Annotated in this window: 24 protein-coding genes; 20 read left to right on the forward strand and 4 right to left on the reverse strand. The window is 69.2% G+C overall.

Annotation, left to right across the window (positions count from 1 at the left end; genetic code table 11):
- Positions 1 to 7 precede the first annotated feature (7 nt).
- Together K1J60_RS36030 and K1J60_RS36035 are read right to left on the reverse strand one after the other, a co-directional pair.
- Positions 8 to 679 carry a response regulator gene (locus tag K1J60_RS36030; protein WP_033531654.1) on the reverse strand — a complete coding sequence of 224 codons (672 nt, stop codon included), beginning with the start codon at positions 677 to 679 and terminating at the stop codon, positions 8 to 10.
- Positions 680 to 694: 15 nt separating this feature from the next.
- Positions 695 to 1,618 (reverse strand): RecB family exonuclease, encoded by a 924-nt coding sequence (locus tag K1J60_RS36035; RefSeq protein ID WP_220649873.1) that lies wholly within the window; start codon positions 1,616 to 1,618, stop codon positions 695 to 697.
- A gap of 218 nt (positions 1,619 to 1,836) precedes the next feature.
- Between K1J60_RS36035 and K1J60_RS36040 the strand changes: the two genes are divergently transcribed.
- The 3 genes from K1J60_RS36040 (at position 1,837) to K1J60_RS36050 (ending at position 5,214) form a co-directional block, all read left to right on the forward strand.
- Positions 1,837 to 3,459 (forward strand): site-2 protease family protein, encoded by a 1,623-nt coding sequence (locus K1J60_RS36040; protein WP_220649874.1) that lies wholly within the window; start codon positions 1,837 to 1,839, stop codon positions 3,457 to 3,459.
- Between the two features lie 82 nt (positions 3,460 to 3,541).
- Positions 3,542 to 4,444 (forward strand): tRNA (adenine-N1)-methyltransferase, encoded by a 903-nt coding sequence (locus tag K1J60_RS36045; RefSeq protein ID WP_220649875.1) that lies wholly within the window; start codon positions 3,542 to 3,544, stop codon positions 4,442 to 4,444.
- Positions 4,445 to 4,638: 194 nt separating this feature from the next.
- The gene (locus tag K1J60_RS36050) at positions 4,639 to 5,214 is read left to right on the forward strand and encodes a hypothetical protein (RefSeq protein ID WP_220649876.1); all 576 of its coding nucleotides are present in this window, start codon (positions 4,639 to 4,641) and stop codon (positions 5,212 to 5,214) included.
- A gap of 91 nt (positions 5,215 to 5,305) precedes the next feature.
- Here K1J60_RS36050 and K1J60_RS36055 read toward each other — a convergent pair whose 3' ends face one another.
- Entirely contained in the window at positions 5,306 to 5,611 is a 306-nt protein-coding gene (locus K1J60_RS36055; RefSeq protein ID WP_184896119.1) for a ferredoxin, read from the reverse strand.
- A gap of 269 nt (positions 5,612 to 5,880) precedes the next feature.
- On the opposite strand from K1J60_RS36055, the gene arc reads away from it, so the two are divergent.
- The 6 genes from arc (at position 5,881) to prcA (ending at position 12,021) form a co-directional block, all read left to right on the forward strand.
- Positions 5,881 to 7,647 (forward strand): proteasome ATPase, encoded by a 1,767-nt coding sequence (arc, locus tag K1J60_RS36060; protein ID WP_217180225.1) that lies wholly within the window; start codon positions 5,881 to 5,883, stop codon positions 7,645 to 7,647.
- 234 nt (positions 7,648 to 7,881) lie between these two features.
- On the forward strand, positions 7,882 to 9,393 hold the full coding sequence (gene dop / locus K1J60_RS36065) for a depupylase/deamidase Dop (protein ID WP_398683796.1): 1,512 nt from the start codon (positions 7,882 to 7,884) through the stop codon (positions 9,391 to 9,393).
- A gap of 189 nt (positions 9,394 to 9,582) precedes the next feature.
- Positions 9,583 to 9,798, forward strand: coding sequence for a ubiquitin-like protein Pup (locus K1J60_RS36070; RefSeq protein ID WP_005485230.1), 216 nt, complete (start codon positions 9,583 to 9,585; stop codon positions 9,796 to 9,798).
- 174 nt (positions 9,799 to 9,972) lie between these two features.
- Positions 9,973 to 10,410 carry an endonuclease VII domain-containing protein gene (locus K1J60_RS36075; protein WP_317619735.1) on the forward strand — a complete coding sequence of 146 codons (438 nt, stop codon included), beginning with the start codon at positions 9,973 to 9,975 and terminating at the stop codon, positions 10,408 to 10,410.
- Entirely contained in the window at positions 10,362 to 11,207 is an 846-nt protein-coding gene (gene prcB, locus K1J60_RS36080; RefSeq protein ID WP_033531663.1) for a proteasome subunit beta, read from the forward strand. Before K1J60_RS36075 ends, prcB begins: the two co-directional genes overlap by 49 nt.
- Positions 11,208 to 11,274: 67 nt before the next feature.
- The gene (gene prcA / locus K1J60_RS36085) at positions 11,275 to 12,021 is read left to right on the forward strand and encodes a proteasome subunit alpha (protein ID WP_220649878.1); all 747 of its coding nucleotides are present in this window, start codon (positions 11,275 to 11,277) and stop codon (positions 12,019 to 12,021) included.
- A gap of 102 nt (positions 12,022 to 12,123) precedes the next feature.
- On the opposite strand, the gene K1J60_RS36090 is transcribed toward prcA, so the two are convergent.
- Entirely contained in the window at positions 12,124 to 13,146 is a 1,023-nt protein-coding gene (locus K1J60_RS36090) for a LacI family DNA-binding transcriptional regulator (protein ID WP_220649879.1), read from the reverse strand.
- A gap of 107 nt (positions 13,147 to 13,253) precedes the next feature.
- Between K1J60_RS36090 and K1J60_RS36095 the strand changes: the two genes are divergently transcribed.
- The 11 genes from K1J60_RS36095 to K1J60_RS36145 all read left to right on the forward strand — a co-directional run bounded on the left by K1J60_RS36095 (position 13,254) and on the right by K1J60_RS36145 (position 24,712).
- Positions 13,254 to 14,513, forward strand: a complete 1,260-nt coding sequence (locus tag K1J60_RS36095; protein ID WP_220649880.1) for an MFS transporter — start codon at positions 13,254 to 13,256, stop codon at positions 14,511 to 14,513.
- A 9-nt stretch (positions 14,514 to 14,522) separates the two neighbouring features.
- A complete protein-coding gene (gene pafA / locus K1J60_RS36100; protein WP_033531667.1) occupies positions 14,523 to 15,884 on the forward strand; it encodes a Pup--protein ligase in 1,362 nt (453 codons plus the stop codon).
- A gap of 108 nt (positions 15,885 to 15,992) precedes the next feature.
- Positions 15,993 to 16,937, forward strand: a complete 945-nt coding sequence (locus tag K1J60_RS36105) for an FKBP-type peptidyl-prolyl cis-trans isomerase (RefSeq protein ID WP_220649881.1) — start codon at positions 15,993 to 15,995, stop codon at positions 16,935 to 16,937.
- Between the two features lie 62 nt (positions 16,938 to 16,999).
- On the forward strand, positions 17,000 to 17,371 hold the full coding sequence (locus K1J60_RS36110) for an FKBP-type peptidyl-prolyl cis-trans isomerase (protein ID WP_220649882.1): 372 nt from the start codon (positions 17,000 to 17,002) through the stop codon (positions 17,369 to 17,371).
- Positions 17,372 to 17,521: 150 nt separating this feature from the next.
- The gene (locus tag K1J60_RS36115; RefSeq protein ID WP_033531670.1) at positions 17,522 to 18,499 is read left to right on the forward strand and encodes a helix-turn-helix transcriptional regulator; all 978 of its coding nucleotides are present in this window, start codon (positions 17,522 to 17,524) and stop codon (positions 18,497 to 18,499) included.
- Between the two features lie 15 nt (positions 18,500 to 18,514).
- Positions 18,515 to 19,516, forward strand: coding sequence for a helix-turn-helix transcriptional regulator (locus K1J60_RS36120; RefSeq protein ID WP_220649883.1), 1,002 nt, complete (start codon positions 18,515 to 18,517; stop codon positions 19,514 to 19,516).
- A 176-nt stretch (positions 19,517 to 19,692) separates the two neighbouring features.
- A complete protein-coding gene (locus K1J60_RS36125; protein ID WP_033531740.1) occupies positions 19,693 to 19,953 on the forward strand; it encodes a hypothetical protein in 261 nt (86 codons plus the stop codon).
- Positions 19,954 to 19,975: 22 nt separating this feature from the next.
- Entirely contained in the window at positions 19,976 to 20,170 is a 195-nt protein-coding gene (locus K1J60_RS36130; protein ID WP_033531672.1) for a hypothetical protein, read from the forward strand.
- 258 nt (positions 20,171 to 20,428) lie between these two features.
- The gene (gene tatA, locus K1J60_RS36135) at positions 20,429 to 20,716 is read left to right on the forward strand and encodes a Sec-independent protein translocase subunit TatA (RefSeq protein ID WP_220649884.1); all 288 of its coding nucleotides are present in this window, start codon (positions 20,429 to 20,431) and stop codon (positions 20,714 to 20,716) included.
- A gap of 50 nt (positions 20,717 to 20,766) precedes the next feature.
- Complete coding sequence (gene tatC / locus K1J60_RS36140; protein WP_220649885.1) at positions 20,767 to 21,717, forward strand: twin-arginine translocase subunit TatC; 951 nt, start codon at positions 20,767 to 20,769, stop codon at positions 21,715 to 21,717.
- Positions 21,718 to 21,862: 145 nt separating this feature from the next.
- Positions 21,863 to 24,712: a DEAD/DEAH box helicase gene (locus K1J60_RS36145; protein WP_220649886.1), complete on the forward strand. Its 2,850-nt coding sequence runs from the start codon at positions 21,863 to 21,865 to the stop codon at positions 24,710 to 24,712.
- The last annotated feature ends 64 nt before the right edge of the window (positions 24,713 to 24,776 follow it).

A 24,776-nucleotide genomic window follows, 5' to 3' on the forward strand; every position in this document is an offset into this window, starting at 1 on the left:
CCGTCGTCTACTGCGCGCCGGGGCGCACCAGCCCGCTCTCGTACGCGTACACCGCCGCCTGCACCCGGTCCCGCAGCCCCAACTTCGTCAGCACATGGCCCACATGGGTCTTCACCGTGGTCTCGCTGACGAACAGATCGGCGGCGATCTCCGCGTTCGACAACCCCCGGGCCACCAGCTTCAGTACCTCGACCTCACGGTCCGTCAGCGTGTGCAGCGTGTCCGGCACCGGCTCCTCGCCCGACGGCAGATGCACCGCGTACTTGTCGAGCAGCCGACGTGTGATGCTCGGCGCGAGCATCGCCTCCCCGTTCGCCACCACCCGGATCGCCTGCACCAACTCATTGGCCGGTGCGTCCTTCAACAGGAATCCGCTGGCCCCCGCCCGCAGCGCCTCGACCACGTACTCGTCCAGATCGAACGTGGTCAGCACCAGCACCTTGGCCGGACCGTCCCGCCCGGGCCCGGTGATCTGACGGGTCGCCTCCACGCCGTCCATCCGGGGCATCCGGATGTCCATCAGAACCACATCGGGCTGCAGCGCCCGCACCTGGTCGATCGCCTGGAGGCCGTCCCCGGCCTCCCCGACGACCGCGAGGTCCTGCTCCGCCTCCAGAATCATCCGGAACCCGGTACGCAGCAGCGGCTGGTCGTCGACCAGTAGGACGCGGATGGCCACGAAAATCTCCTTCGGCTAGTCCGGCCCCATTCTGCCCTGCTCCTCACCGGCCGACTCCGGTGACCTCACCTGGAGGGGGTACGGCGGGGGAGTGCCGCCGAACTCCGGGCACACCGCCTGGTGATCGCACCAGCCGCACAGCTTCGTCGGCCGCGGCCGCCAGTCACCGCTCTCCGTGGCCAGCCGGATCGCCTCCCACAGCGCCAGCAGCTTGCGCTCCACCCGCTCCAGATCGGCGACCACGGGGTCGTACGTCAGCACATCACCGCTGCCGAGATAGACCAGCTGAAGACGGCGCGGCACCACCTGCTTCAGCCGCCACACCACCAGCGCGTAGAACTTCATCTGGAACAACGCGCCCTCGGCGTACTCCGGTCGCGGCGCCTTGCCCGTCTTGTAGTCGACGATCCGCACCTCGCCGGTGGGCGCCACGTCGACCCGGTCGATGATCCCGCGCAGTCTGAGCCCCGACTCCAGCTCCGCCTCCACGAACAACTCCCGCTCGGCGGGCTCCAACCGCGTCGGGTCCTCCAGCGTGAACCAGCGCTCCACCAGCCGCTCGGCCTCCGCCAGCCAGCGCGCCAGCCGCTCACCCTCGGCGTCGTCCGCGAACAGCTCCCCGACCTCCGGCCTGCTCTCCCGCAGCCGGTCCCACTGTCCGGGCACCAACGACCTCGCCCGCGGAGCCGTCCGCTCGGCCGCCGGCGCGTCGAAGAGTCTCTCCAGCACCGCGTGCACCAGCGTGCCGCGGGTCGCCGCCTCGCTCGGCTTCTCCGGCAGCCGGTCGATCACCCGGAACCGGTACAGCAGCGGGCACTGCATGAAGTCGCTGGCGCGCGACGGCGACAGCGAGGCAGGCGGCGCGGCGGCCCGCACGGCAGGGCGCTCGCCCTCGCCACCCACGGGAACGGCGGGGGTGCCGTCGGTGCTGGTTTCCATGACCACAGACCATACGGCCCACCACTGACAGTGACAGCCACGGCCCCGTACGACCGCCGACCGACACCGCACCCGCCGACACCCGTGTGCCTGGTGCGACGCCGGGGAAAACAGAGGGGGTGCCGGGGCGGAACGCGCCCCGGTGACGGCATAGCATCGACAACAGACCCTTCCGCCCGGCCACCGGGTACGGAAGACGCTTCGAACGAGGGGACATCGTGGAGACGAGCGGCGGGAGCGGGCAGCCGCGGTCCGACAGCGAAGAGGCGCCCGAGGCCGCCCACCGCGACGCGACCGGAACACCGGCGAACCAGGACGCCCCCACCCCGACCGAGCCCCACCCCACCGTCGACGAGCCCGACGGCACCTCCTCGGAAGACACCCCCGACACGGCCGCGGCCCCGGCCGCCGACCGCGACGAGGCCCCTGACGGCGGCGAAGCCTCCCATGACGGCGTCACAGCCGATCACGGCCAGGCGCCTGACACCGCGACGCCCGCCGATGCCGACGTGACCAAGCCGCCGAGCGACCCGCCGACGGCCTCGACCCCCGCCGACCCGGACAAGGCACGCGCACCCGCCGACCTGACCAAAGCACCCGCCCCGGCGGACGAACCGGAGCGCACCGCGAGGTCCACGAGCCCCTTCGCCCACCCGGACGCCGCACCCAAGCCCCCCGAGCGCCCCAAGGAGCCCGGCGGCGGCATCCTCATGGGCCGTCCCTTCGGCGTGCCCGTGTACGTCGCACCCAGCTGGTTCCTGGTCGCCGCCCTGATCACCTGGGTCTTCGGCGGCCAACTCGACCGCGTCCTGCCCGAACTCGGCGCCGCCCGCTACCTCGTGGCCCTGTTCTTCGCCGTCGCCTTCTACGGCTCCGTACTCGTCCACGAACTCGCCCACACCATCGCCGCCCTGCGCTACAAGCTGCCCGTGCGCCGCATCCAGCTGCAGTTCTTCGGCGGTGTCTCCGAGATCGAGAAGGAGTCCGAGACCCCGGGCCGCGAGTTCGTCCTCGCCTTCGTGGGCCCCCTCCTCTCCCTGATCCTCGCGGGCGTCTTCTACGTCGGCCTGCTGGCCGTCGAACCGGGCACCGTCCCGGGCGTCCTGCTCGCCGGTCTGATGGTCTCCAACCTGATCGTGGCCGCGTTCAACCTGCTCCCCGGCCTGCCCCTCGACGGCGGCCGCATGCTCCGCGCCGTCGTCTGGAAGATCACCGGCAAGCCCATGAGCGGCACCGTCGCCGCGGCCTGGGTCGGCCGAGCCCTCGCCGTCTCCGTCCTCATCGGACTCCCGCTGCTGACCCAGTCCGGCCTGCTGGGCTCCGCCGCCGAGGACAGCGTCGGCATGGACACCGTCCTGGACGCCCTGCTCGCAGCGATCCTCGCCGCCATCATCTGGACCGGCGCCGGCAACAGCCTCCGCATGGCCCGCCTGCGCGAACACCTGCCCGAACTCCAGGCCCGCGCCCTCACCCGCCGCGCCGTCCCCGTCGAGACCGACACCCCCCTCTCCGAGGCCCTCCGCCGCGCCAACGAGGCCGGCGCCCGCGCCCTCGTCGTCGTCGACCCCGACGGCGAGCCCCTCTCCCTCGTCCGCGAGGCCGCCATCGTCGGTGTCCCCGAACACCGCCGCCCCTGGGTCGCCGTCAGCGGCCTCGCCCAGGACCTCACCGACGGCATGCGCGTCTCCGCCGAACTCGCCGGCGAAGAGCTCCTCGACGCCCTCCGCGCGGCGCCGGCCACGGAGTACCTGGTGGTGGAGGACTCGGGCGAGATCTACGGCGTCCTGTCCGCGGCCGACGTGGAACGCGCTTTCGTCAAGGCGATGGCCAGGCCTTCCTGACTCCGGCACGCGCGGCGCCCTCAAGGGGCGGGGCGCCCGCACCATGGTCCTCGGCCCTCCTAAACGCCGGTAGGCTGGTCACATGTCCGAACCGACCGGTGCCGCCCGCCGTCGCGGGCCCTTCAAGGTCGGGGACCAGGTCCAGCTCACCGACCCCAAGGGACGCCACTACACGTTCACGCTCGAAGAGGGAAAGAACTTCCACACCCACAAGGGTTCCTTCCCGCACGACGAGCTGATCGGTGCTCCCGAGGGCAGTGTTGTCCGCACCACGGGGAACGTCGCCTACCTGGCGCTCCGCCCCCTGCTCCCCGACTACGTCCTGTCCATGCCCCGCGGCGCAGCCGTGGTCTACCCCAAGGACGCGGGGCAGATCCTCGCCTTCGCCGACATCTTCCCCGGCGCCCGCGTCGTCGAGGCCGGCGTCGGCTCCGGCTCGCTCAGCAGCTTCCTGCTGCGCGCCATCGGCGACCAGGGCATGCTGCACAGCTACGAGCGCCGCGCCGACTTCGCCGAGATCGCCCAGGCCAACGTGGAGCGCTACTTCGGCGGCCCCCACCCCGCCTGGCAGCTCACCGTCGGCGACCTCCAGGACAACCTGAGCGACACCGAGGTCGACCGCGTCATCCTCGACATGCTCGCCCCCTGGGAATGCCTGGAGGCCGTCTCCAAGGCCCTCGTCCCCGGCGGCATCGTCTGCTGCTACGTGGCCACCACCACCCAGCTCGCCCGGACCGTCGAGTCCATCCGCGAGATCGGCTGCTTCAACGAGCCGAGCGCCTGGGAGTCGATGATCCGCAACTGGCACATCGAGGGCCTGGCCGTCCGCCCGGACCACCGCATGATCGGCCACACCGGCTTCCTGCTCACCGCCCGGCGCCTCGCCGACGGCGTCGAGCCCCCCATGCGCCGCCGCCGCCCCGCCAAGGGCGCCTACGGCGAGGACTACTCCGGCCCCAACGCCGACGGCGGCTCCGGCCGCTGACCCGACGTACGACGAACGCGCCCTTGACGTGGCCGAGTTCCCCGCAGCGCCCGGGAACTCGGCCACGGCGCTTTCCCGTTGACGCGCCACCGAAAAGCTGTGGGAACCACGTACCCCGCCGTTCCACCCCACTGTGACGTGTGGCACCATGCGGGTCATCCCAACCGGCACAGCACCCTCAGGAGACGCTCCTAGTGCAGCAATCCGCCGTCCCGGAACTGGCACACGCGCACACCCGCCCCATCCACTGGCTCGCCACGGCCACCGCCCTCGCCGGTGTCGTCGCCCTGTCGTCCGCCCTCCAGCCCGACGCGGCGAGAGCGGCCCAGCCGGCCCCCGAGACCGCCCCGGCCCCCGTCGCCGTGGCGCCCCCCGACCCCACCGAGGTGGACCTCCCGCTCGACTGCGGGCCCGTCGGCGTAGTCGTGAAGAAAAAGGGCTCGGCAGACCTCGACGGGGACGGTCGCCCCGAGACCGTGGCCGTCGTCCACTGCGACGCCAGCATGGGCACCCCACCCGACGGCGTGTACGTGCTCACCCGCTCCACCGACGCCGCGCAGCCCCGGGTCGTCGCCACCCTGGTGAACCCCAAGGACCGCACCACCGTCTCCGACTTCGCCGTCCGTGACGCCGCCGTCACCGCCACCCTGCACGGCTACTCGTCGGCCGAGGTCCCCAACTGCTGCCCGGACGTCACCGACCCCGTCAAGTGGCAGTGGAAGAACGGGGCGTTCGTGCGCTCCACGCCCGCCGGGGCACAAAGCGTCTGACATCGGTCGTCCCCGGGGCGAACGAGAAGTGATCACTCGGCAAACCCGGTGTGAGAAAGCAGACACAGGGCGACGCGGAGTGCCTGTCAGGTCACTCCGCGTCAGGTCCGAAGACCTCGACCCTGTCCGAAACGCGACGTACATGGATGCACTCGCCCGGACACTCCTTCGCCGAGTCCACCACGTCCGTGAGAAGCGGCAGCGGAACGGGCGTTGTCGCCCCCGGGGCCTGCAGCAACTCGTCCCCCGGACTCTTCACATAGGCCAGTCCGTCGATGTCCAGCTCGAACACCTCGGGCGCGTACTGCACGCAGATGCCGTCACCGGTGCAGAGGTCCTGGTCGATCCAGACCTCGAGCGCCTCGCCCGCGGCCGTGGCCTCCTGCTGCACGCTCATCTCTCCTGCCGCCTCACGCGTCGGGTCAATCGTCGAGTCATTCGTCGAGCCGGTCGGGAACGATGCAGGCTCTGACGGGTGTTGAACACTTCGACCCTACCCGGGGCCGCTTCCCAATCATGTTCGGTGGGTATTCCCCTGGCGTGAGGGAGAGCGCAAGGGTGAAGATCGGACACACCCCGACCGTCTTTGTGATCTAGGGGTTTCAATCGACACCCACCCAGGTAGGGTCTGGAAGCGTCCAGCTCCCCTTGGAGGAGGTGAGGACCGTGGCAGCCCACGACGACGACATGAACCGCGGCATCCGCCCGGGACGAGGGTCCGACGACCCTGCCGGGCAGATTGCCTACCTTGAGCAGGAGATCGCCGTCCTGCGACGCAAGCTCGCCGACTCTCCGCGACACACGAGGATTCTCGAAGAGCGGATCGTCGAGCTGCAGACCAATCTGGCCGGCGTGTCCGCACAGAACGAGCGGCTCGCCAACACGCTCCGTGAGGCCCGCGACCAGATCGTGGCCCTCAAGGAGGAAGTCGACCGGCTCGCACAGCCGCCGGCCGGCTTCGGTGTCTTCCTCACGGCGAACGAGGACGGCACGGCCGACATCTTCACCGGAGGCCGAAAGCTCCGGGTGAACGTCAGCCCCAGCGTCGACCTGGAAGAGCTCCGGCGAGGCCAGGAAGTGATGCTCAACGAAGCTCTCAACGTGGTCGAGGCCATGGAGTTCGAGAGCGTCGGCGACATCGTCACCCTCAAGGAGATCCTCGAGGACGGCGAGCGAGCCCTCGTGCAGGGGCACACCGACGAGGAACGGGTGGTGCGGCTCGCCGAGCCACTGCTGGACATCACCATCCGCCCCGGCGACGCCCTCCTGCTCGAACCCCGCTCCGGCTACGTCTACGAGGTCGTGCCCAAGAGCGAGGTCGAGGAACTCGTCCTCGAAGAGGTCCCCGACATCGGGTACGAGCAGATCGGTGGCCTCGGCAACCAGATCGAGATGATCCGCGACGCGGTCGAGCTCCCGTACCTCTACCCGGACCTGTTCAAGGAGCACGAACTGCGCCCGCCCAAGGGTGTCCTGCTCTACGGACCCCCCGGATGCGGCAAGACGCTCATCGCCAAGGCCGTGGCCAACTCACTGGCCAAGAAGGTCGCCGAAGTCACCGGCCAGGCCCAGGGCAAGAGCTTCTTCCTCAACATCAAGGGCCCCGAGCTCCTCAACAAGTACGTCGGCGAGACCGAGCGACAGATCCGCCTCGTCTTCCAGCGTGCGAGGGAGAAGGCCAGCGAGGGCACCCCCGTCATCGTCTTCTTCGACGAGATGGAATCCCTCTTCCGCACCCGCGGATCCGGTGTCAGCTCGGACGTGGAGAACACCATCGTCCCGCAGCTGCTCGCCGAGATCGACGGCGTGGAAGGCCTGCAGAACGTCGTGGTCATCGGCGCCTCCAACCGCGAGGACATGATCGACCCCGCCATCCTGCGCCCCGGCCGGCTCGACGTGAAGATCAAGATCGAGCGCCCGGACGCCGAAGCGGCCAAGGACATCTTCCAGAAGTACCTCACCGAGCGTCTCCCCCTCCACACGGACGACCTCGGCGAACACGGCGGCTCCAAGACCACCACCGTCCAGAGCATGATCCAGACGGCGGTCGAACACATGTACGCCGAATCCGAGGAGAACCGCTTCCTGGAAGTCACCTACGCCAACGGCGACAAGGAAGTCCTCTACTTCAAGGACTTCAACTCCGGCGCCATGATCGAGAACATCGTCGGCCGCGCCAAGAAAATGGCGATCAAGGACTTCCTCGACAAGAACCAGAAGGGCCTCCGCGTCTCCCACCTGCTCCAGGCCTGCGTGGACGAGTTCAAGGAGAACGAGGACCTGCCCAACACCACCAACCCGGACGACTGGGCCCGAATCTCTGGAAAGAAGGGCGAACGGATCGTCTACATCCGTACGCTGATCACCGGAAAGCAGGGCGCCGATACCGGACGCTCCATCGACACGGTGGCGAACACCGGACAGTACCTGTAAAACACAGGGCGGCTGCGGGTGCCCTCAATGGGTACCCGCAGCCGACTGTTTTCCAGGGACAAGCCGGAGCAAGGCAATGACGCAAATGATCTCCCCACCAGCGCGAAGCCGTTCTAGGCTCGTTCGTACCGCCGAGTCGCGCAGTGCGGGGACGGGCACCGCACACGCACCGGAGCGCCAGCGGTACTTGAGCAGCGTCCCCGACCGAGGACGCCGCCGGGCAAGGAGGGCCGCATGACCGTACGGCGAGTAATGGGCATCGAGACGGAGTACGGGATCTCCGTCCCCGGCCACCCCAATGCCAATGCCATGCTCACCTCGTCCCAGATCGTCAACGCCTACGCAGCGGCGATGCACCGGGCCCGCCGGGCCCGCTGGGACTTCGAGGAGGAGAACCCGCTGCGGGACGCGCGAGGCTTCGACCTCGCCCGCGAGGCCGCCGACTCCAGCCAGCTCACCGACGAGGACATCGGCCTCGCCAATGTCATCCTCACCAACGGCGCGCGGCTCTACGTCGACCACGCCCACCCCGAATACAGCGCCCCCGAGGTCACCAACCCCCTGGACGCCGTCCTGTGGGACAAGGCCGGCGAGCGCATCATGGCCGAAGCCGCCGAACGCGCGGCACAGCTTCCCGGCGCCCAGCCGATCCACCTCTACAAGAACAACACCGACAACAAGGGCGCCTCCTACGGCACGCACGAGAACTACCTGATGAAGCGGGAGACCGCCTTCTCGGACATCGTGCGCCACCTGACCCCCTTCTTCGTCTCTCGTCAGGTCTTCGCCGGCGCCGGCCGCGTCGGCATCGGCCAGGACGGCCACGAACACGGCTTCCAGCTCAGCCAGCGCGCCGACTACTTCGAGGTCGAGGTCGGCCTGGAGACCACGCTGAAGCGCCCCATCATCAACACCCGCGACGAACCCCACGCGGACGCGGAGAAGTACCGCCGCCTCCACGTGATCATCGGCGACGCGAACCTCTCGGAGATCTCGACCTACCTGAAGCTGGGCACGACAGCCCTGGTCCTCTCCATGATCGAGGACGGCTTCATCGCCGTCGACCTGGCCGTCGACCAGCCCGTACGCACCCTCCATCAGGTCTCGCACGACCCGACCCTGCAACGCCTGGTCACCCTCCGCAGCGGGCGCACACTGACCGCCGTGCAGCTCCAGATGGAGTACTACGAGCTGTCGCGCAAGTACGTGGAGGAGCGGTTCGGGGCCGACGCGGACGATCAGACCAAGGACGTCCTGAGCAGGTGGGAGGACACCCTCAACCGGCTCGAGAACGACCCGATGAGCCTCTCCGGGGAACTGGACTGGGTCGCCAAGCGAGAGCTGATGGAGGGCTACAGGCGCCGCGACAGCCTCGACTGGGACGCCGCCCGGCTGCACCTCGTCGACCTGCAGTACGCCGACGTGCGCGCCGAGAAGGGCCTCTACAACCGTCTCGCGGCCCGCGGCAAGATGAAGCGGCTCCTGACCGAGGCGGACGTCGACCGGGCCCGTACGAAGCCGCCGGAGGACACCCGCGCGTACTTCCGCGGTCGCTGTCTGGAGCAGTACGCGGACGACGTCGCGGCGGCCTCCTGGGACTCGGTGATCTTCGACCTCCCGGGCCGGGACTCGCTCCAGCGCGTTCCAACCCTCGAACCGCTTCGCGGAACGCGAAATCACGTCAAGGAGCTGCTGGACCGCTGCCGCACGGCAGAAGACCTGGTCAGGGTACTTTCCGGCCACTGAACCGCGCTTCAATCGTGATCAGCGGGGCAGGGTGGAAACACCGCCGTCCGGGAATCATCGAGGTGGCCCCCGGACGTTGTGGAAACGACGGGGCCAATGTCGGACCCGGCTTGTAGGGTCTGATCATCACCGATCGGCAGGAAAGCCGACCTGCCGACCATGTCGGGCAAACAGAGCGGGGTGAGGGTTATGGCGACCAAGGACACCGGCGGCGGCCAGCAGAAGGCCACCCGTTCCACGGAGGAGACCGAGGCGGCGCCGGAGGCGCAGGCCTCGGAGGACCTCAAGGAACGCCAGGAGAAGCTGAGCGACGACGTGGACTCGGTTCTGGACGAAATCGATGATGTGCTCGAAGAGAACGCCGAGGACTTCGTTCGGTCATTCGTTCAGAAAGGTGGCGAGTGACCTTCGAATCGAAGGTTGCTGGGGCTGCCTCGGATGGCAAGTGAAGAAGGTGCGAAGCGCTGCGTACGGTGTGGGGAGTTCAGACCGTATGCGGCGTTCGCTCGCAAGCGGTCGAATCTAGACGGCTTGCAGCGCCATTGCCGGAACTGCGCGACCAGCGTCCCTAGCCGAGACATGGAGTCTCCGGTGCTCGGCCCCGCCGATTGCGTGGCTGAGGGGCACAAGCGCTGTCGCGGGTGTGGTCAGGTGAAGCCGCACGGTGAGTGGCATCGAAAGCGCGAGGGCTTCGCCGGTCGCTGTAAGGCGTGCAGGACGGCGGCGCGACCTGCAGAGCATCTTCGGCGTAAGTACGGTCTCACCGAAGCCGACCGCGACGAGTTGATCGCCTCTCAAGGGGGCGTCTGCTGTATCTGTTCGTCGGCCCCGGCCGCGCATGTGGATCACTGCCACAAGACGGGTAGGGTCCGAGGCGTACTGTGCTTCAACTGCAATGCTGGCCTCGGTCTGTTGAGGGACGACCCTGACGCGATGAACCGAGCTGCCGACTATCTGGAAGGAAACGCGTGGAAGCCAACACTCGTAGCACCGGGCGTCTACCAGCTGCCTTCCTGACGCCTGGGTCGTCGTCCTTCATGGACTTCCTGTCGGACCACCAGCCGGAGCTGCTCCCCGGCAAGCGGCAGCTGCCGCCGACCCAGGGCGTCATCGAGGCCCCGCACGGAACGACGATCGTCGCCGTGACGTTCCCCGGCGGCGTGGTGCTCGCGGGTGACCGCCGGGCCACGATGGGGAACATGATCGCGCAGCGGGACATCGAGAAGGTGTTCCCGGCGGACGAGTACTCGGCGGTGGGTATCGCCGGCACGGCCGGTCTGGCCGTGGAGATGGTGAAGCTGTTCCAGCTGGAGCTGGAGCACTTCGAGAAGGTGGAAGGCGCCCAGCTCTCCCTGGAGGGCAAGGCGAACCGGCTGTCCACCATGATCCGTTCCAACCTCGGCATGGCCATGCAGGGTCTGGCCGTCGTCCCGCTCTTCGCCGGTTACGACGTGGACCGCGAGAAGGGGCGCATCTTCTCCTACGACGTGACGGGCGGCCGTTCCGAGGAGAGCGGCTACGCGGCCACCGGCTCCGGCTCGATCTTCGCGCGCGGGGCCATGAAGAAGCTCTTCCGTGCCGACCTCACCGAGGACGAGGCCACGACCCTGGTGATCCAGGCCCTCTACGACGCGGCAGACGACGACTCGGCCACCGGTGGCCCCGATGTCGCCCGCCGGATCTACCCCATCGTCACCGTGATCACCGAGGACGGCTTCCGCCGGCTCACCGACGAGGAGTCCTCCGAGATCGCCCGCTCGATCCTGGAACGGCGTCTGGAGCAGCCCGACGGCCCCCGCGCCGCCCTGCTCTAGCCGGTCCGGTCGACGGCCCTCTTATCAAGGTGATCCAGTGACTTCGACAGAAAGGGACGGATAACCGGTGTCGACGCCGTTCTATGTCTCACCCCAGCAGGCGATGGCCGACCGGGCGGAGTACGCCCGCAAGGGCATCGCCCGTGGCCGCAGCCTGGTCGTGCTGCAGTACGCCGACGGCATCGTGTTCGTCGGCGAGAACCCGTCCCGCGCGCTGCACAAGTTCAGCGAGATCTACGACCGGATCGGCTTCGCGGCCGCCGGCAAGTACAACGAGTACGAGAACCTGCGGATCGGTGGTGTGCGCTACGCCGACCTTCGTGGGTACACCTACGACCGTGACGACGTGACCGCTCGTGGTCTCGCCAACGTCTATGCCCAGACCCTGGGCACGATCTTCTCCTCGGCGGCCGAGAAGCCGTACGAGGTGGAGCTGGTCGTGGCCGAGGTGGGGGAGACTCCCGAGGGTGATCAGATCTATCGGCTGCCGCACGACGGTTCGATCGTCGACGAGCACGGTTCGGTCGCGGTCGGTGGCAACGCCGAGCAGATCAGCAGCTATCTGGATCAGCGGCACCAGGACGGCATGTCCCTGGCGGAGGCGCTGAAGCTCGCCGTCCAGGCGCTGTCGCGCGACACCAACGGCACCGAGCGGGAGATTCCCGCCGAGCGTCTGGAGGTGGCGGTCCTGGACCGTACGCGTCCGCAGCAGCGCAAGTTCAAGCGCATCGTCGGCCGTCAGCTCGCCCGTCTGCTGGAGGCGGGTGGCGCCACCACGGAGGCCGAGAGCTCCACGGAGGACGAGGACGAGTAGCCCTGGCGGCTCGTACCGCTCTGCCCGTAGTGCGCCCCGGCCGGCACAGGCCGGGGCGCGCGGCGTTCGGTGCCGTTCGCGGAGGTGCCGGGCGGTGCCGTGTCAGGCCCCTGTCCGGGCCGTGGAGCCCCGTACCACCAGCTCCACCGGGATGTCCCCCTCCGTCGGTGTACGCCCGTCCAGGACGGCCAGCAGCGCTTCCATGCCCCGCTCCCCGAACAGCTCGGAGTCCAGCCGCACGGTGGTGAGCTCGGGGTCGAGCGCCGTGGCGAGGGCGAGGTCGTCGAGCCCGGTCACGGACACGTCCTCCGGGATCCGCAGCCCGAGGCGCCGTACGGCCTTGTAGACCCCGGCCGCCAGTTTGTCGTCGTCGCACACCACCGCGGTGGGACGTCCTTCGGTGCCGCCGGTCTCGGTGAGGGCCGCTTCCGCTGCGGCCAGTGCTCCCTCGATGGAGATCGGCGCGGCGGCCGTCCGCAGGGACGTGCCCGGCACCGAACCCAGCCGTGCCGCCAGCTCCCGCGCGCGGACGTGGAAGGTCCAGGAGGGGATGTCCGCGGCGAGATGCAGGAAGTCGCGGTGTCCCAGTGCGAGGAGGTGCTCGGTGACCTGCCGGATGCCGTCGCGGATGTCGAGGTTGACCGTCGCGGCTCCGAGGCTGCCGTCGGGGTCGCTGTCCAGCATGACGAGGGGCAGTTGGTCGCCTCGGATTGCGGTGAGCGCGTCCGCGGCCATCGACGAGGCGATCACGCCGTCGAGGGCGGCCTGGGCGGAGGCGAAGGGGTCGCGGGCGGGGCCGACGCCCTCGGGGGAGGGGTAGAGGACCACGCCGAAGCCGTGCCGGGCGGCGACGCGGGCGGCGCCCGTGTAGACGCCGGCGAAGAACTCGGTGGTCAGGGCGGGGACCACCAGCAGGACGGTGCGGGTGCGGCCGAGGCGGAGGTTGCGGGCGGCGAGGTTGGGCCGGTAGCCCAGCTCGCGCGCGGCCTGCCGTACGCGTTCGGCCGTGGTCTCGGAGACGCGGCCGCGCCATTTGTCGCCGAGGACCAGGGAGACGGCGGCCTGGGAGACGCCGGCGGCCTGGGCGACGTCACGGCTCGTGGGCCGTGTAGTACCTCGTGCCACCGTCGGCCTGCTCCCTCGTCTGGACTCGTGGTCAGGGCACATGGTACGTATGACGGGAGACGTTATACGTAACACGTCGCTCGCGAGAGCCCATCGAGAGGCAGGACATGGCCGCCGGATATCTCGAGATCCTCAGGACGCGGCACGCCGCGCGGCTGCTCGCCGGAACGCTGGTGGGGCGGCTGCCGAACGCCACCGCCGCCATCGCGATCGTGCTCTTCGTCCGCGCGGAGGGCGGCACCTACAGCCTCGCGGGCGCCCTGGCGGCCGTGTACGGGCTGGCCAACGCGGTGGGTCAGCCGCTGCTGGGGCGGCTGGTGGACCTGTACGGCCAGCCGCGGGTGCAGCTGCCGGCGGCGGTCGTCTCCGCCCTAGCCATGGTCGTCTTCGCGCTGTCGGGGCTGGAGACGCTTCTGGTGGCGTATCTCGCGATGGCGGTCGCGGGGTTGTGCACGCCGCCTCTGGAGGGCGGGCTGCGGGCCCTGTGGTCCTCGGTGCTCCGCAAGGAGGAGCAGGTGCACACGGCGTACGCGATGGACGCCGTGGCCCAGGAGGTCATGTTCACCGTCGGGCCGCTGCTGGTGACGTTGTGCGTGGCCCTGTGGTCGGCGTCGACCGCGCTCGTCGTGCTGAGTGTCGTCGGGGTGCTCGGGGCGTTGTGGGTGGTCGTGTCGCCTCCCTCGCGGGCCTGGCGCTCCGCCCCGCGCGAGGCCCACTGGCTGGGCGCGCTGCGCTCGCCCGGACTGCTGGCGCTGCTGGGCGCGTTCCTCTTCGTCGGTGTCGCGCTCGGCTCGATCACCGTCGCCGCCGTGTCGTACGCGGACGGTCACGGCGGGGACGCGGTGTACGGATGGCTGATGGCGGGTGTCGGGCTGGGGGCGCTCGTGGGCGGTACGGCGTACGGCGCGCGGCGGTGGAGTGGTGCGCCGGAGCGGCGTCTGCAGGTGCTGGTGGCGCTTCTGGCGGTGTGTTACGTGCCGCTGACGCTGATGCCGGGTCCGGTGGGGATGACGGGGCTGACGACACTCGCGGGGGTGTTCCTGGCGCCGGCGATCGCGTGTGTGTTCGTCCTCGTGGACCGGCACGCGCCGCGTGGCACGGTCACCGAGGCGTTCTCCTGGATCGTGACGACGTTCACGGTGGGCCAGTCGGTCGGCACGGCCGTCACGGGGCCGGTCGTCGAGTGGGGCGGGACGCTGTGGGGGTTCGTCGTGCCGGGTGCCGCGGGGGCCGTGTCGTTGCTGGTTCTGCTGGCCACCGGGCGGGTTCTCGCTGTTCCCTCCGCGGGTGCGGTGGTTGCGGTCTCATCGGAAAATGATCCAAACCGTGCTGTCGAACCCCGTTTCAGCTCGGTGGATCGGGCGTAATGTTCAGTCATGGACCGCCGCATTTTCGGGCTGGAGAACGAGTACGGCGTCACGTGCACGTTCAGGGGACAGCGCCGTCTGTCTCCTGACGAGGTGGCGCGGTACCTCTTCCGCCGTGTCGTGTCATGGGGCCGCAGCAGCAATGTGTTTCTGCGGAACGGGGCCCGCCTCTATCTCGACGTGGGCTCACATCCGGAATACGCGACACCCGAATGTGACAACGTGACCGAACTGGTTACTCACGACAAGGCCGGCGAGCGCATTCTCGAAGGACTGCTGGTCGACGCCGAACGCCGCCTGCACGAGGAGGGAATCGCGGGCGACGTCTACCTCTTCAAGAACAACACGGACTCTGCGGGCAACTCATACGGTTGCCATGAGAACTATCTGGTGGCGCGGCACGGGGAGTTCTCCCGTCTCGCGGACATCCTGATTCCGTTCCTCGTCACCCGGCAGCTGCTGTGCGGCGCGGGCAAGGTGCTGCAGACCCCGCGTGGTGCGGTGTACTGCGTGAGCCAGCGCGCGGAGCACATCTGGGAGGGCGTCAGCTCGGCGACCACCCGCTCCCGGCCGATCATCAACACCCGTGACGAACCGCACGCGGACGCCGAGCGGTACCGCCGTCTCCACGTCATCGTGGGCGACTCGAACATGTCCGAGACGACCATGCTGCTCAAGGTCGGTGCCACCGACCTGGTGCTGCGCATGATCGAGGCGGGCACGGTCATGCGTGACCTCACCCTGGAGAACCCGATCCGGGCGATCCGCGAGGTCAGCCATGACATCACCGGCCGTCGCAAGGTGCGGCTGGCCAGCGGCCGGGAGGCCTCCGCGCTGGAGGTGCAGCGCGAGTACTACGAGAAGGCCGTGGACTTCGTGGAGCGCCGCGGCATCCGTACGGGCACCGTCGAGCAGGTCCTGGAGCTGTGGGGCCGCACGCTGGACGCGATCGAGGCGGAGGACCTCGACCGGATCGGTACCGAGATCGACTGGGTGATGAAGTACAAGCTCATCGAGCGGTACCGGGCCAAGCACAACATGACCATGTCGCATCCGCGCGTGGCGCAGATAGACCTCGCGTATCACGACATCCACCGCCGTCGTGGCCTCTACTACCTGTTGGAGAGGAAAGGTCAAGCCGCTCGCATCTGCAATGACTTGAAGATCTTCGAGGGCAAGTCGGTTCCGCCGCAGACCACTCGGGCCCGGTTGCGCGGTGACTTCATCCGGCGCGCGCAGGAACAGCGTCGGGATTTCACGGTCGACTGGGTGCATCTCAAGCTCAACGACCAGGCACAACGGACGGTGTTGTGCAAGGACCCGTTCCGTTCGGTGGACGACCGGGTGGAGAAGCTGATCGCGGGTATGTGACCTCCGGTTGAGGAAACCGGCCCTGGGCCCCGTACGTTCTCGTACGGGGCCCGTCGCACGCCCTAGAGTGGCGGGCGACCAGAGTGCCGTCTGAGATCTGAGGAACACGTGCGCCGAATTGCCGGCCTTCTCGTCGTGCCGCTGCTGCTGCTTTCCGCAGCGGCCTGCGGCAGCGACGACGACAAGGGCTCCGACTCCACCTCCACGAAGAACGGAGTGCCCGCGATCACCAAGGGCGCCGAGTTCGGGGAGAAGCCGACCCTCGCCAAGGGGGAGGGTGACCCGCCGAAAGAGCTGAAGACCAAGGTCATCAGTGAGGGCGACGGCGCGAAGCTGAAGAAGGGTGACGTCGCCGAGGTGAACTACCTCGGCCAGGAGTACGACGAGTCGGAGCCCTTCGACAACAGCTTCGACAAGAAGCAGACGTTCCCGGTCACTCTGGGGGCCGGCGGTGTCATCCAGGGCTGGGAGCAGGGCCTGGAGGGCCAGAAGATCGGCAGCCGCGTGGAGCTGGTGATCCCCCCGGATCTGGGGTACGGGGCGCAGGGCCAGGGCGACATCAAGGCGAACGCCACGCTGGTCTTCGTCGTGGACATCGTGAAGGGCACGACGATCCCCGCCTCGGCGAAGGGTACGGAGGTCGCCCAGGACAACATCGACCTGCCGAAGGTCGGCACGAACACCGACGGCAAGGCGCCGACGGTGACCGTGCCGAAGGACAGTGACCCGCCGAAGAAGCTCGTCTCGACCTACGTCCTGGAGAGCGACGGCGCCGTCGTGAAGGCCACGGACAGCGTGGTCGTGAACTATGTCGCCCTGCTCTGGGAAGGGGGCAAGAAGTTCGACAGCACGTACGACACGGGCAAGACGGCGACCTTCCCGCTGGACCAGTTGACGCTCAAGGGCCTGAAGGACGGTCTCGTGGGCAAGAAGGAGGGCAGCCGGGTGCTTCTCGTCGTGCCGCCCGACCAGGCGTTCGGTGACAAGGAGCAGCAGGGCATCCCGAAGAACTCCACGCTGGTCTTCGCCGTCGACATTCTGGCCGTGATGTAAGACTGGGCAGGTTGCCCGTCAGGCATCGCGCATGACGTTCGTACGACAGAGGAGCCAGTGCAGTGAGCATCGAGAAGCCCGAGATCGACTTCCCCGAGGGCGAGCCGCCGGCGGACTTGGAGATCAAGGACATCTGGGAGGGCGACGGCGAGGTGGCCCAGGCGGGCCAGACCGTCACCGTGCACTACGTGGGTGTGTCCTACTCCACCGGTGAGGAGTTCGACGCCAGCTGGAACCGTGGGACGCCGTTCCGTTTCCCGCTCGGTGGCGGTCGTGTCATCAAGGGATGGGACCAGGGTGTGCAGGGCATGAAGGTCGGTGGCCGTCGCCAGCTGACCATTCCGGCCCACCTCGCCTACGGGAACCAGAGCCCGACTCCGGCGATCAAGCCCGGTGAGACGCTGATCTTCGTGGTCGACCTTCTCGGGGTCTGATCTGTCGGATGCCGGGTCCGCGGTGATCGTGCCGTGACCGGTCCCGACTGTCTGGGGTCCATGCCTTTTCGGGCATGGGCCCTCGGCTTTTGCCGCGACGCTTCGTAGCGGTACGGTCGTGCCGCGGAAACACCCGGAGGAAGGGCGTCGATGGCCATTGCCAAGGCCGAGCGGTTGATGAACCTGGCGCTGTGTCTGCTGGGGACGCGCCGGCCGCTCAGCAAGCGCGAGCTGCGGGATTCGATCGAGGCGTACGTCGAGGCCGCCGGGACGGGAAGCGGCGCAGCCGGCAGCGACGACTCCTTCAACCGCATGTTCGAGCGCGACAAGGACGATCTGCGCGAACTCGGCCTGGTCATCGAGACGGTGGAGAATCTCGACGGCGAGGTCGGCTACCTGGCCCGCCGCGACAGCAACAGCCTCCCGCCGATCACGCTCGACGCCGAGGAGGCCGCGGCCCTCGGTCTCGCCGCGAAGGTCTGGCAGCAGGCCCGCCTCGCCGGGGCCGCGAGCGGTGCCCTGCAGAAGCTGCGCGCGGCCGGGTTGCCCGAGGGAGTCGACCCGTACGAGGCCCATGGGGCCCTGGAGCCGCGCATCCCGGTGCACGAGGCCGCCTTCGAGCCGCTGATGCTGGCCTGCCGTGACCGGCGTCCGGTCGTGTTCGAGTATCGCAAGGCGACCGCCGCGCGCCCCGAGCCCCGCCATGTCGAGCCGTGGGCGCTGGAGTGCTGGCGTGGTCACTGGTACCTGGCCGGCTTCGACCGGGACCGGGGTGCGGAGCGGGTCTTCCGGCTCTCCCGGATCACCGGCAAGGTCCGCAGCCGGGGTGCGGCCTTCACCGCCGAGGTCCCCGACGTCGTCACCGTGCGGGAGACGGTCGCGAGCTGGGCGGGGGAGACCGCCGACCGCTCCGCGCTGATCCGGCTGCGTTCCGGCGCCGGCTACCCGCTGCGGGCGAAGGCCTCCCTCGTACGGGAACTCGGGGACGGCTGGGACGAGTTGGAGATTCCGTACGGGCACGGTCTGGATGCCTGGCTGGTCGAGTTCGGGCCCGACGTGGTGGTCCTGGAGCCCGCCGAGCTGCGGGCCGACGTGGTGGACCGGCTGCGTGCCGTGGCCAAGGGTTGAGGGGGACGTAAGAACGTGGTGGGAAAACCGGCCCGGCCGGCGAACGCCATCGACCAGACTCGGCGGATGCTCTCCCTGGTGACGTATCTGCGGGAGCGGCCCGGGGCCCGGATCGAGGACGTCGCCCGTGCCTTCGGGATCACCGAGGACGAGCTGGTCTCGGACCTCGATGTGCTGCCCATGTGCGGGACCAGTTTCCGCGGTGGTGATCTGCTGGACATCGACACCGACGGCGAGCGCATCTGGTGGCACAACCCGGCCGCCCTGGGCGCGGAGGCCGCCGAGCCGCTGAGGCTGGCCGCCGACGAGGCCACGGCCCTGCTGGTGGCCGCCCGCGCGGTCGCCACCCTGCCCGGGCTGCGCGAGAGCGACCGGCAGGCCCTGCTGCGGGCCACCGCCAAGGTCGAGACCGCGGCCGGGGAGGCGGCGGGCGCCAGCTCACGGCTGTCGGTCACCTTCGAGGCCGAGGGCGGGGTCTTCGCGGACGTCGACCGGGCCATCTCGGAGCGGCGGCGGCTGTGGATCCGCTACTACTCGCCCGCCCGGGACGAGGTCACCGAGCGCGAGATCGACCCGATCCGCCTGGTCAGCGTCGGCCACACCTATGTCGAGGCCTGGTGCCGCCGCTCCGAGGCCCGGCGTACGTTCCGGCTGGACCGGGTCGCCGAGATCAAGATCCTCGACGAGCCGTCCGCGCCGCCCGAGATCGAGCTGCGGGACCTGTCGGAGGCGCTGGTGCAGCCGGCCGCCGAGGACCCCGAGGTCGTCGTCGAGGTCGGTCCCGGCGGGCGTTGGGTCGCCGAGTACTACCCGCACGACAGCGCCGAAGAGCTGCCGGAGGGCGGGCTGCGCATCACTCTGCGCACCCCTGACCCCGCCTCGCTGCGGCGTCTGGCGCTGCGGCTCGGGCGCGACGGCCGGATCGTCTCCCCGCAGGACCTGGCCGACGCTGCCCGCCGGGCGGCCCGTGAGGCGCTGGCGGCCTACGACGAGGCTGTGACGACGACGAGACCGTGACGGGCGGGCCGCGTGACCTCGGGAGCGCGGGACCGTGACGGTGAGGCGCGACGACGACGTACGACGACGTACGACCGGAAAAGGGAGATGCGAGGGCTGTGAGCGGCGGGTCGGTTGTGTCGGGTGTGAAGTCCGGGGTGAAGTCCGGGGTGCAGGAGATCCAGGAGATCCGGGAGATGACCGTCGCGGTCGCCTTCGCGGGGATGAGGAAAGCGGTCGACGTGGTGTTCCGTGCCGGCTGCCCCGACTGCCGGGCCAACTTCGAGCTGGGCGCGAGCGCACTGCGTCTCGCCATCGGCGCCACCAGCAAGACCACCTTCTACTCCTTCACCTGCCCCGAGTGCGGCACCGCCGTCCGCAAGCCGGCCGGCGAGCGCATCGTCGAGCTGCTGACCGGGGGCGGCGTGCGGACCCTCAGGCTGCATTCGGCGGGGTAGGGCCAGGGGCTAGGGTCGGCTCATGTTCTGGGCGATGTTCGCGGTGGCTGTCGGTTTCGTGGGGCTGGTCGTGCTCGGGGTGCTGGCCGTGCGGGTCTTTCTGGAGGCTCGGCGGCTCGGTGCGCAGGTCACGGAGTCGGCGCGGAGGATCAGCCGGGCGGCGGAGGACCTGGAGCGGGCGACGGCGAGCGCGGCCCGCTCTGTGGACGCTCTGTGAGTTGCGGCCGAGGCCCCTGTGAGTTGACCGCGCGGTGCGTTTTGCGCCACTTCGCCCTGTCACCTTCTCACCTTGGGCAGGTACGCTGCCTGTCGCGGCGCGGAGAACGAGGCCCGGGTCGCGAATCGGGAGTACGCACGGGGATTGCCCAGCGTTCACCCCTGAGCGTTACGATCGCTGCCAGTACGATCGTTCGGACACTTGTCCGACCGGTCGGACAGCCCCCACCCGCCGCCTCGGTGAAGAAGGTAGACAGCTATGGGTAGGCTCGGCCCCACCGAGATCATTCTGATCCTCGTCGTCATCATCCTGCTGTTCGGTGCGAAGAAGCTTCCGGACATGGCGCGCTCGCTGGGCAAGTCCGCCCGCATCCTCAAGAGCGAGGCCAAGGCCATGAAGTCCGACGGCCAGGACGACACCACCGCGGCGGCCGCGCCTCCGCACGCCGGCAGCGAGGCTCCGGCCCAGCGCACCATCCAGGCCGCCCCCGGCGACGTGACCAGCTCCCGCCCGGTGAGCGAGCCGACGGACACCACCAAGCGCTGACGCAAGGCCGGATCGGACTTCCGGCCTGCCGCACGAGATGAGGACGTGGGTTGCTCAAGTCTGCCCGCAACAAGGAGAAGGATCCCGAGGGGCGGATGCCCCTCGTGGAGCACCTTCGCGAGCTCCGCAACCGGCTGGGCAAAGCGCTCCTGGCCATCATCGTGGCCTCTGTGGTGGGTCTGGTCTTCTACCAGGAGATCATCAACTTCCTCACCCGGCCGGTCCAGGAGTCCGTCGGGTGCACGCGCGACTTCACCGAGCTCGCCAAGGAGAGCACCGGAGCCTGCGGCAACATCACGATGTCGGGTCTGATGGGCCCGTTCACGTTGATGATCAAGGTGTCGCTGACGGCCGGTGTGGTCATCGCGAGCCCGGTCTGGCTCTATCAGCTGTGGGCCTTCATCGCGCCCGGTCTGCACCGGCACGAGAAGCGCTACTCGATGGCCTTCGTGGCGGCGGGCTTCCCCCTTTTCATGGTGGGCGCCTACTTCTCGTACCACGTGCTGCCCGCGGCCGCCGAGGTCCTGCTGGACTTCACCCCTGACAACGCCGTCAACCTGCTGCCCCTGGACGAGCTGCTGGACCTCGTGACCCGCATGGTCATCGTCTTCGGTCTCTCCTTCGAGCTGCCGCTCGTGCTCGTCATGATGAACATGACCGGCATGGTCACCGGCCGCCGGATGCTGGGCTGGTGGCGGGCCATGATCATGGGTGTCACCGTGTTCGCCGCGTTCGCCACCCCGACCGTCGACCCGGTCTCGATGCTCTCGCTCGCCGCGCCGATCATCGCGCTCTACTTCGTGGCCACCGGGTTCTCCCTGCTGAACGACAAGCGCAGGCGCCAGCGCGATGCGCTCGGCCCCGCCGACGACGAGGCCTCCGAGCTGGATCTCACCCCCGAGGACATCGGCGAGATCGAGACCGTGTCCGTGAGCAAGGCGCTTCCCGCGCAGACCGAGCCCGAGCGGGAACGGATCAACGGGTACGACGACGTGACCTGAGCACCGGCGCACGGCACGAAGCGGAGCCACGACGGCGGTGGGCCCCCGGATCCGGGGGCCCACCGCCGTCGTCGTGCGTCCGTTCGCCGTGATTCCTTTTCGGACCGTGGACGGTCCTGATCTCGACGGTGCCACGATCCGGATAATGATCGTCCTGTTGTCAGTGGGGCCCGGTACGCTCGAAAGCACGATGACAGAGGATCTCTCACCCGCTGAGCGGTATGCGGCAGCACGTAGGCGCGCTGCCGAGCAGGCCACCGCGCTCGCCTCCTTCCGCGAGATGTACGACTTCGGTCTCGACCCCTTCCAGATCGAGGCCTGCCAGGCGCTGGAGGCGGGCAAGGGCGTCCTGGTGGCCGCCCCGACCGGCTCGGGCAAGACGATCGTCGGCGAGTTCGCCGTCCACCTCGCCCTGCTCCAGGGCAAGAAGTGCTTCTACACGACACCCATCAAGGCCCTGTCGAACCAGAAGTACGCCGACCTGTGCCGCCGTCACGGCGCCGACAAGGTCGGTCTGCTCACCGGCGACAACAGCGTCAACTCCGACGCCCCCGTGGTCGTGATGACCACCGAGGTGCTGCGGAACATGCTGTACGCGGGTTCCCAGACCCTCCTCGGCCTCGGGTACGTGGTCATGGACGAGGTGCACTACCTCTCCGACCGCTTCCGGGGCGCGGTGTGGGAAGAGGTGATCATCCACCTTCCCGAGTCGGTCACCCTCGTCTCCCTCTCGGCCACCGTGTCGAACGCGGAGGAGTTCGGCGACTGGCTGGACACCGTGCGCGGCGACACGGACGTGATCGTCTCCGAACACCGGCCGGTGCCGCTGTTCCAGCACGTGCTCGCCGGACGGCGGATGTACGACCTGTTCGAGGAGGGCGAGGGCAACAAGAAGGCCGTCAACCCGGACCTGACCCGGATGGCACGGATGGAGGCCAGCCGGCCGTCCTTCCAGGACCGCCGTCGCGGCCGCTCCATGCGCGAGGCCGACCGTGAGCGTGAGCGCAGACAGCGGTCGAGGATCTGGATCCCGAGCCGGCCCGAAGTCATCGAACGGCTCGACTCCGAAGGTCTGTTGCCCGCCATCACCTTCATCTTCAGCCGCGCCGCCTGCGAGGCCGCCGTCCAGCAGTGCCTGTACGCGGGACTCCGGCTGAACGACGACGAGTCCCGGCACAAGGTGCGCGCCCTCGTCGAGGAGCGCACCGGCTCCATTCCCCGCGAGGACCTCCATGTCCTCGGCTACTACGAGTGGTTGGAGGGTCTGGAGCGCGGCATCGCGGCCCACCACGCGGGCATGCTGCCGACGTTCAAGGAGGTCGTCGAGGAACTCTTCGTACGCGGCCTGGTCAAGGCCGTGTTCGCCACCGAGACCCTCGCGCTCGGCATCAACATGCCGGCCCGCTCGGTGGTGCTGGAGAAGCTCGTCAAGTGGAACGGCGAGCAGCACGCCGACATCACCCCCGGTGAGTACACCCAGCTGACGGGGCGGGCGGGCCGGCGCGGCATCGATGTCGAGGGCCATGCGGTGGTGTTGTGGCAGCGCGGCATGAACCCCGACCACCTCGCCGGGCTCGCCGGCACCCGTACGTATCCGCTGCGCTCCAGCTTCAAGCCGTCGTACAACATGGCGGTCAACCTCGTCGAACAGTTCGGGCGGCACCGCTCGCGCGAGTTGCTGGAGACCTCGTTCGCGCAGTTCCAGGCCGACAAGTCGGTCGTCGGGATCTCCCGGCAGGTGCAGCGCAACGAGGAGGGCCTCGAAGGCTACCGGGAGTCCATGACCTGCCACCTCGGGGACTTCGACGAGTACGCGCGCCTCAGGCGGGAGCTCAAGGACCGCGAGACGGAGCTGGCCAAGCAGGGGGCCGCGCAGCGGCGCGCCGAGGCCGCCGTCGCGTTGGAGAAGCTGAAGCCCGGGGACGTCATCCACGTGCCGACCGGCAAGTACGCCGGGCTCGCGCTGGTGCTGGACCCCGGGCTGCCCGCCGGGCGGTCCAACGGCCACCGGGGGTTGGAGTACCACGACGGGCCGCGTCCGCTGGTGCTGACCGCCGAACGGCAGGTCAAGCGGCTGGCGTCGATGGACTTCCCGGTGCCGGTGGAGGCGTTGGAGCGGATGCGGATCCCGAAGTCCTTCAACCCGCGTTCGCCGCAGTCCCGCCGGGACCTGGCGTCGGCGCTGCGCACCAAGGCCGGGCACCTCGTGCCGGACCGGCACCGCAAGCGGCGGGCCGCCGCCGCGGACGACCGCGAGATCGCCCGGCTGCGCACCGAGTTGCGGGCGCATCCGTGCCACGGCTGCGACGAGCGCGAGGACCACGCGCGGTGGGCCGAGCGGTACCACCGGCTCAAGCGGGACACCGCACAGCTGGAGCGGCGTATCGAGGGCCGTACGAACACCATCGCGCGGACCTTCGACCGGATCGTCGCCCTGCTCACCGAGCTGGACTATCTGCGGGGTGACGAGGTCACCGAGCACGGCAAGCGGCTCGCCCGGCTGTACGGCGAGCTGGACCTGCTCGCCAGTGAGTGTCTGCGGGCGGGTGTGTGGGAGGGGCTCGGACCGGCGGAGCTCGCGGCCTGCGTCTCGGCCCTGGTCTACGAGGCCCGCGTCGGGGACGACGCGATGGCGCCGAAGCTGCCGTCCGGGAACGCCAAGGCCGCGCTGGGCGAGATGGTGCGGATCTGGGGGCGGCTGGACGCGCTGGAGGAGGAGTTCCGGATCACGCAGAGCGAGGGGGTCGGGCAGCGGGAACCCGACCTCGGCTTCGCCTGGGCCGCGTACATGTGGGCTTCGGGGTCGGGGCTCGACGAGGTGTTGCGTGAGGCGGAGATGCCGGCGGGTGATTTCGTGCGGTGGTGCAAGCAGGTGATCGATGTGCTGGGGCAGATCTCGGCGGCGGCGCCGGCCGGTTCGACCGTGGGCAAGAGTGCGCGCAAGGCTGTGGACGGGGTATTGAGGGGGGTTGTGGCTTACTCGTCGGTGGGGTGAGGCGGGTTCGCCTGGGGTGGGGTGGACTGGGGTTCGTCGGCGGGTGCGGGTGAGTGGGGGTTCT

This window comes from Streptomyces akebiae (genome assembly GCF_019599145.1).
Classification (GTDB): Bacteria; Actinomycetota; Actinomycetes; order Streptomycetales; family Streptomycetaceae; genus Streptomyces; species Streptomyces akebiae.

What these genes read in the sequence shown, in the direction of transcription:
- K1J60_RS36145 (WP_220649886.1), top strand. Translation starts at nt 21,863, where the DNA reads ATGATCGTCCTGTTGTCAGTGGGGCCCGGTACGCTCGAAAGCACGATG.
- K1J60_RS36115 (WP_033531670.1), top strand. Translation starts at nt 17,522, where the DNA reads ATGGCCATTGCCAAGGCCGAGCGGTTGATGAACCTGGCGCTGTGTCTG.
- K1J60_RS36125 (WP_033531740.1), top strand. Translation starts at nt 19,693, where the DNA reads ATGACCGTCGCGGTCGCCTTCGCGGGGATGAGGAAAGCGGTCGACGTG.
- K1J60_RS36070 (WP_005485230.1), top strand. Translation starts at nt 9,583, where the DNA reads ATGGCGACCAAGGACACCGGCGGCGGCCAGCAGAAGGCCACCCGTTCC.
- K1J60_RS36045 (WP_220649875.1), top strand. Translation starts at nt 3,542, where the DNA reads ATGTCCGAACCGACCGGTGCCGCCCGCCGTCGCGGGCCCTTCAAGGTC.
- K1J60_RS36035 (WP_220649873.1), bottom strand. Translation starts at nt 1,618, where the DNA reads ATGGAAACCAGCACCGACGGCACCCCCGCCGTTCCCGTGGGTGGCGAG.
- K1J60_RS36130 (WP_033531672.1), top strand. Translation starts at nt 19,976, where the DNA reads ATGTTCTGGGCGATGTTCGCGGTGGCTGTCGGTTTCGTGGGGCTGGTC.
- pafA (WP_033531667.1), top strand. Translation starts at nt 14,523, where the DNA reads ATGGACCGCCGCATTTTCGGGCTGGAGAACGAGTACGGCGTCACGTGC.
- dop (WP_398683796.1), top strand. Translation starts at nt 7,882, where the DNA reads ATGACCGTACGGCGAGTAATGGGCATCGAGACGGAGTACGGGATCTCC.
- K1J60_RS36075 (WP_317619735.1), top strand. Translation starts at nt 9,973, where the DNA reads ATGGAGTCTCCGGTGCTCGGCCCCGCCGATTGCGTGGCTGAGGGGCAC.
- K1J60_RS36095 (WP_220649880.1), top strand. Translation starts at nt 13,254, where the DNA reads ATGGCCGCCGGATATCTCGAGATCCTCAGGACGCGGCACGCCGCGCGG.
- tatA (WP_220649884.1), top strand. Translation starts at nt 20,429, where the DNA reads ATGGGTAGGCTCGGCCCCACCGAGATCATTCTGATCCTCGTCGTCATC.
- K1J60_RS36055 (WP_184896119.1), bottom strand. Translation starts at nt 5,611, where the DNA reads ATGAGCGTGCAGCAGGAGGCCACGGCCGCGGGCGAGGCGCTCGAGGTC.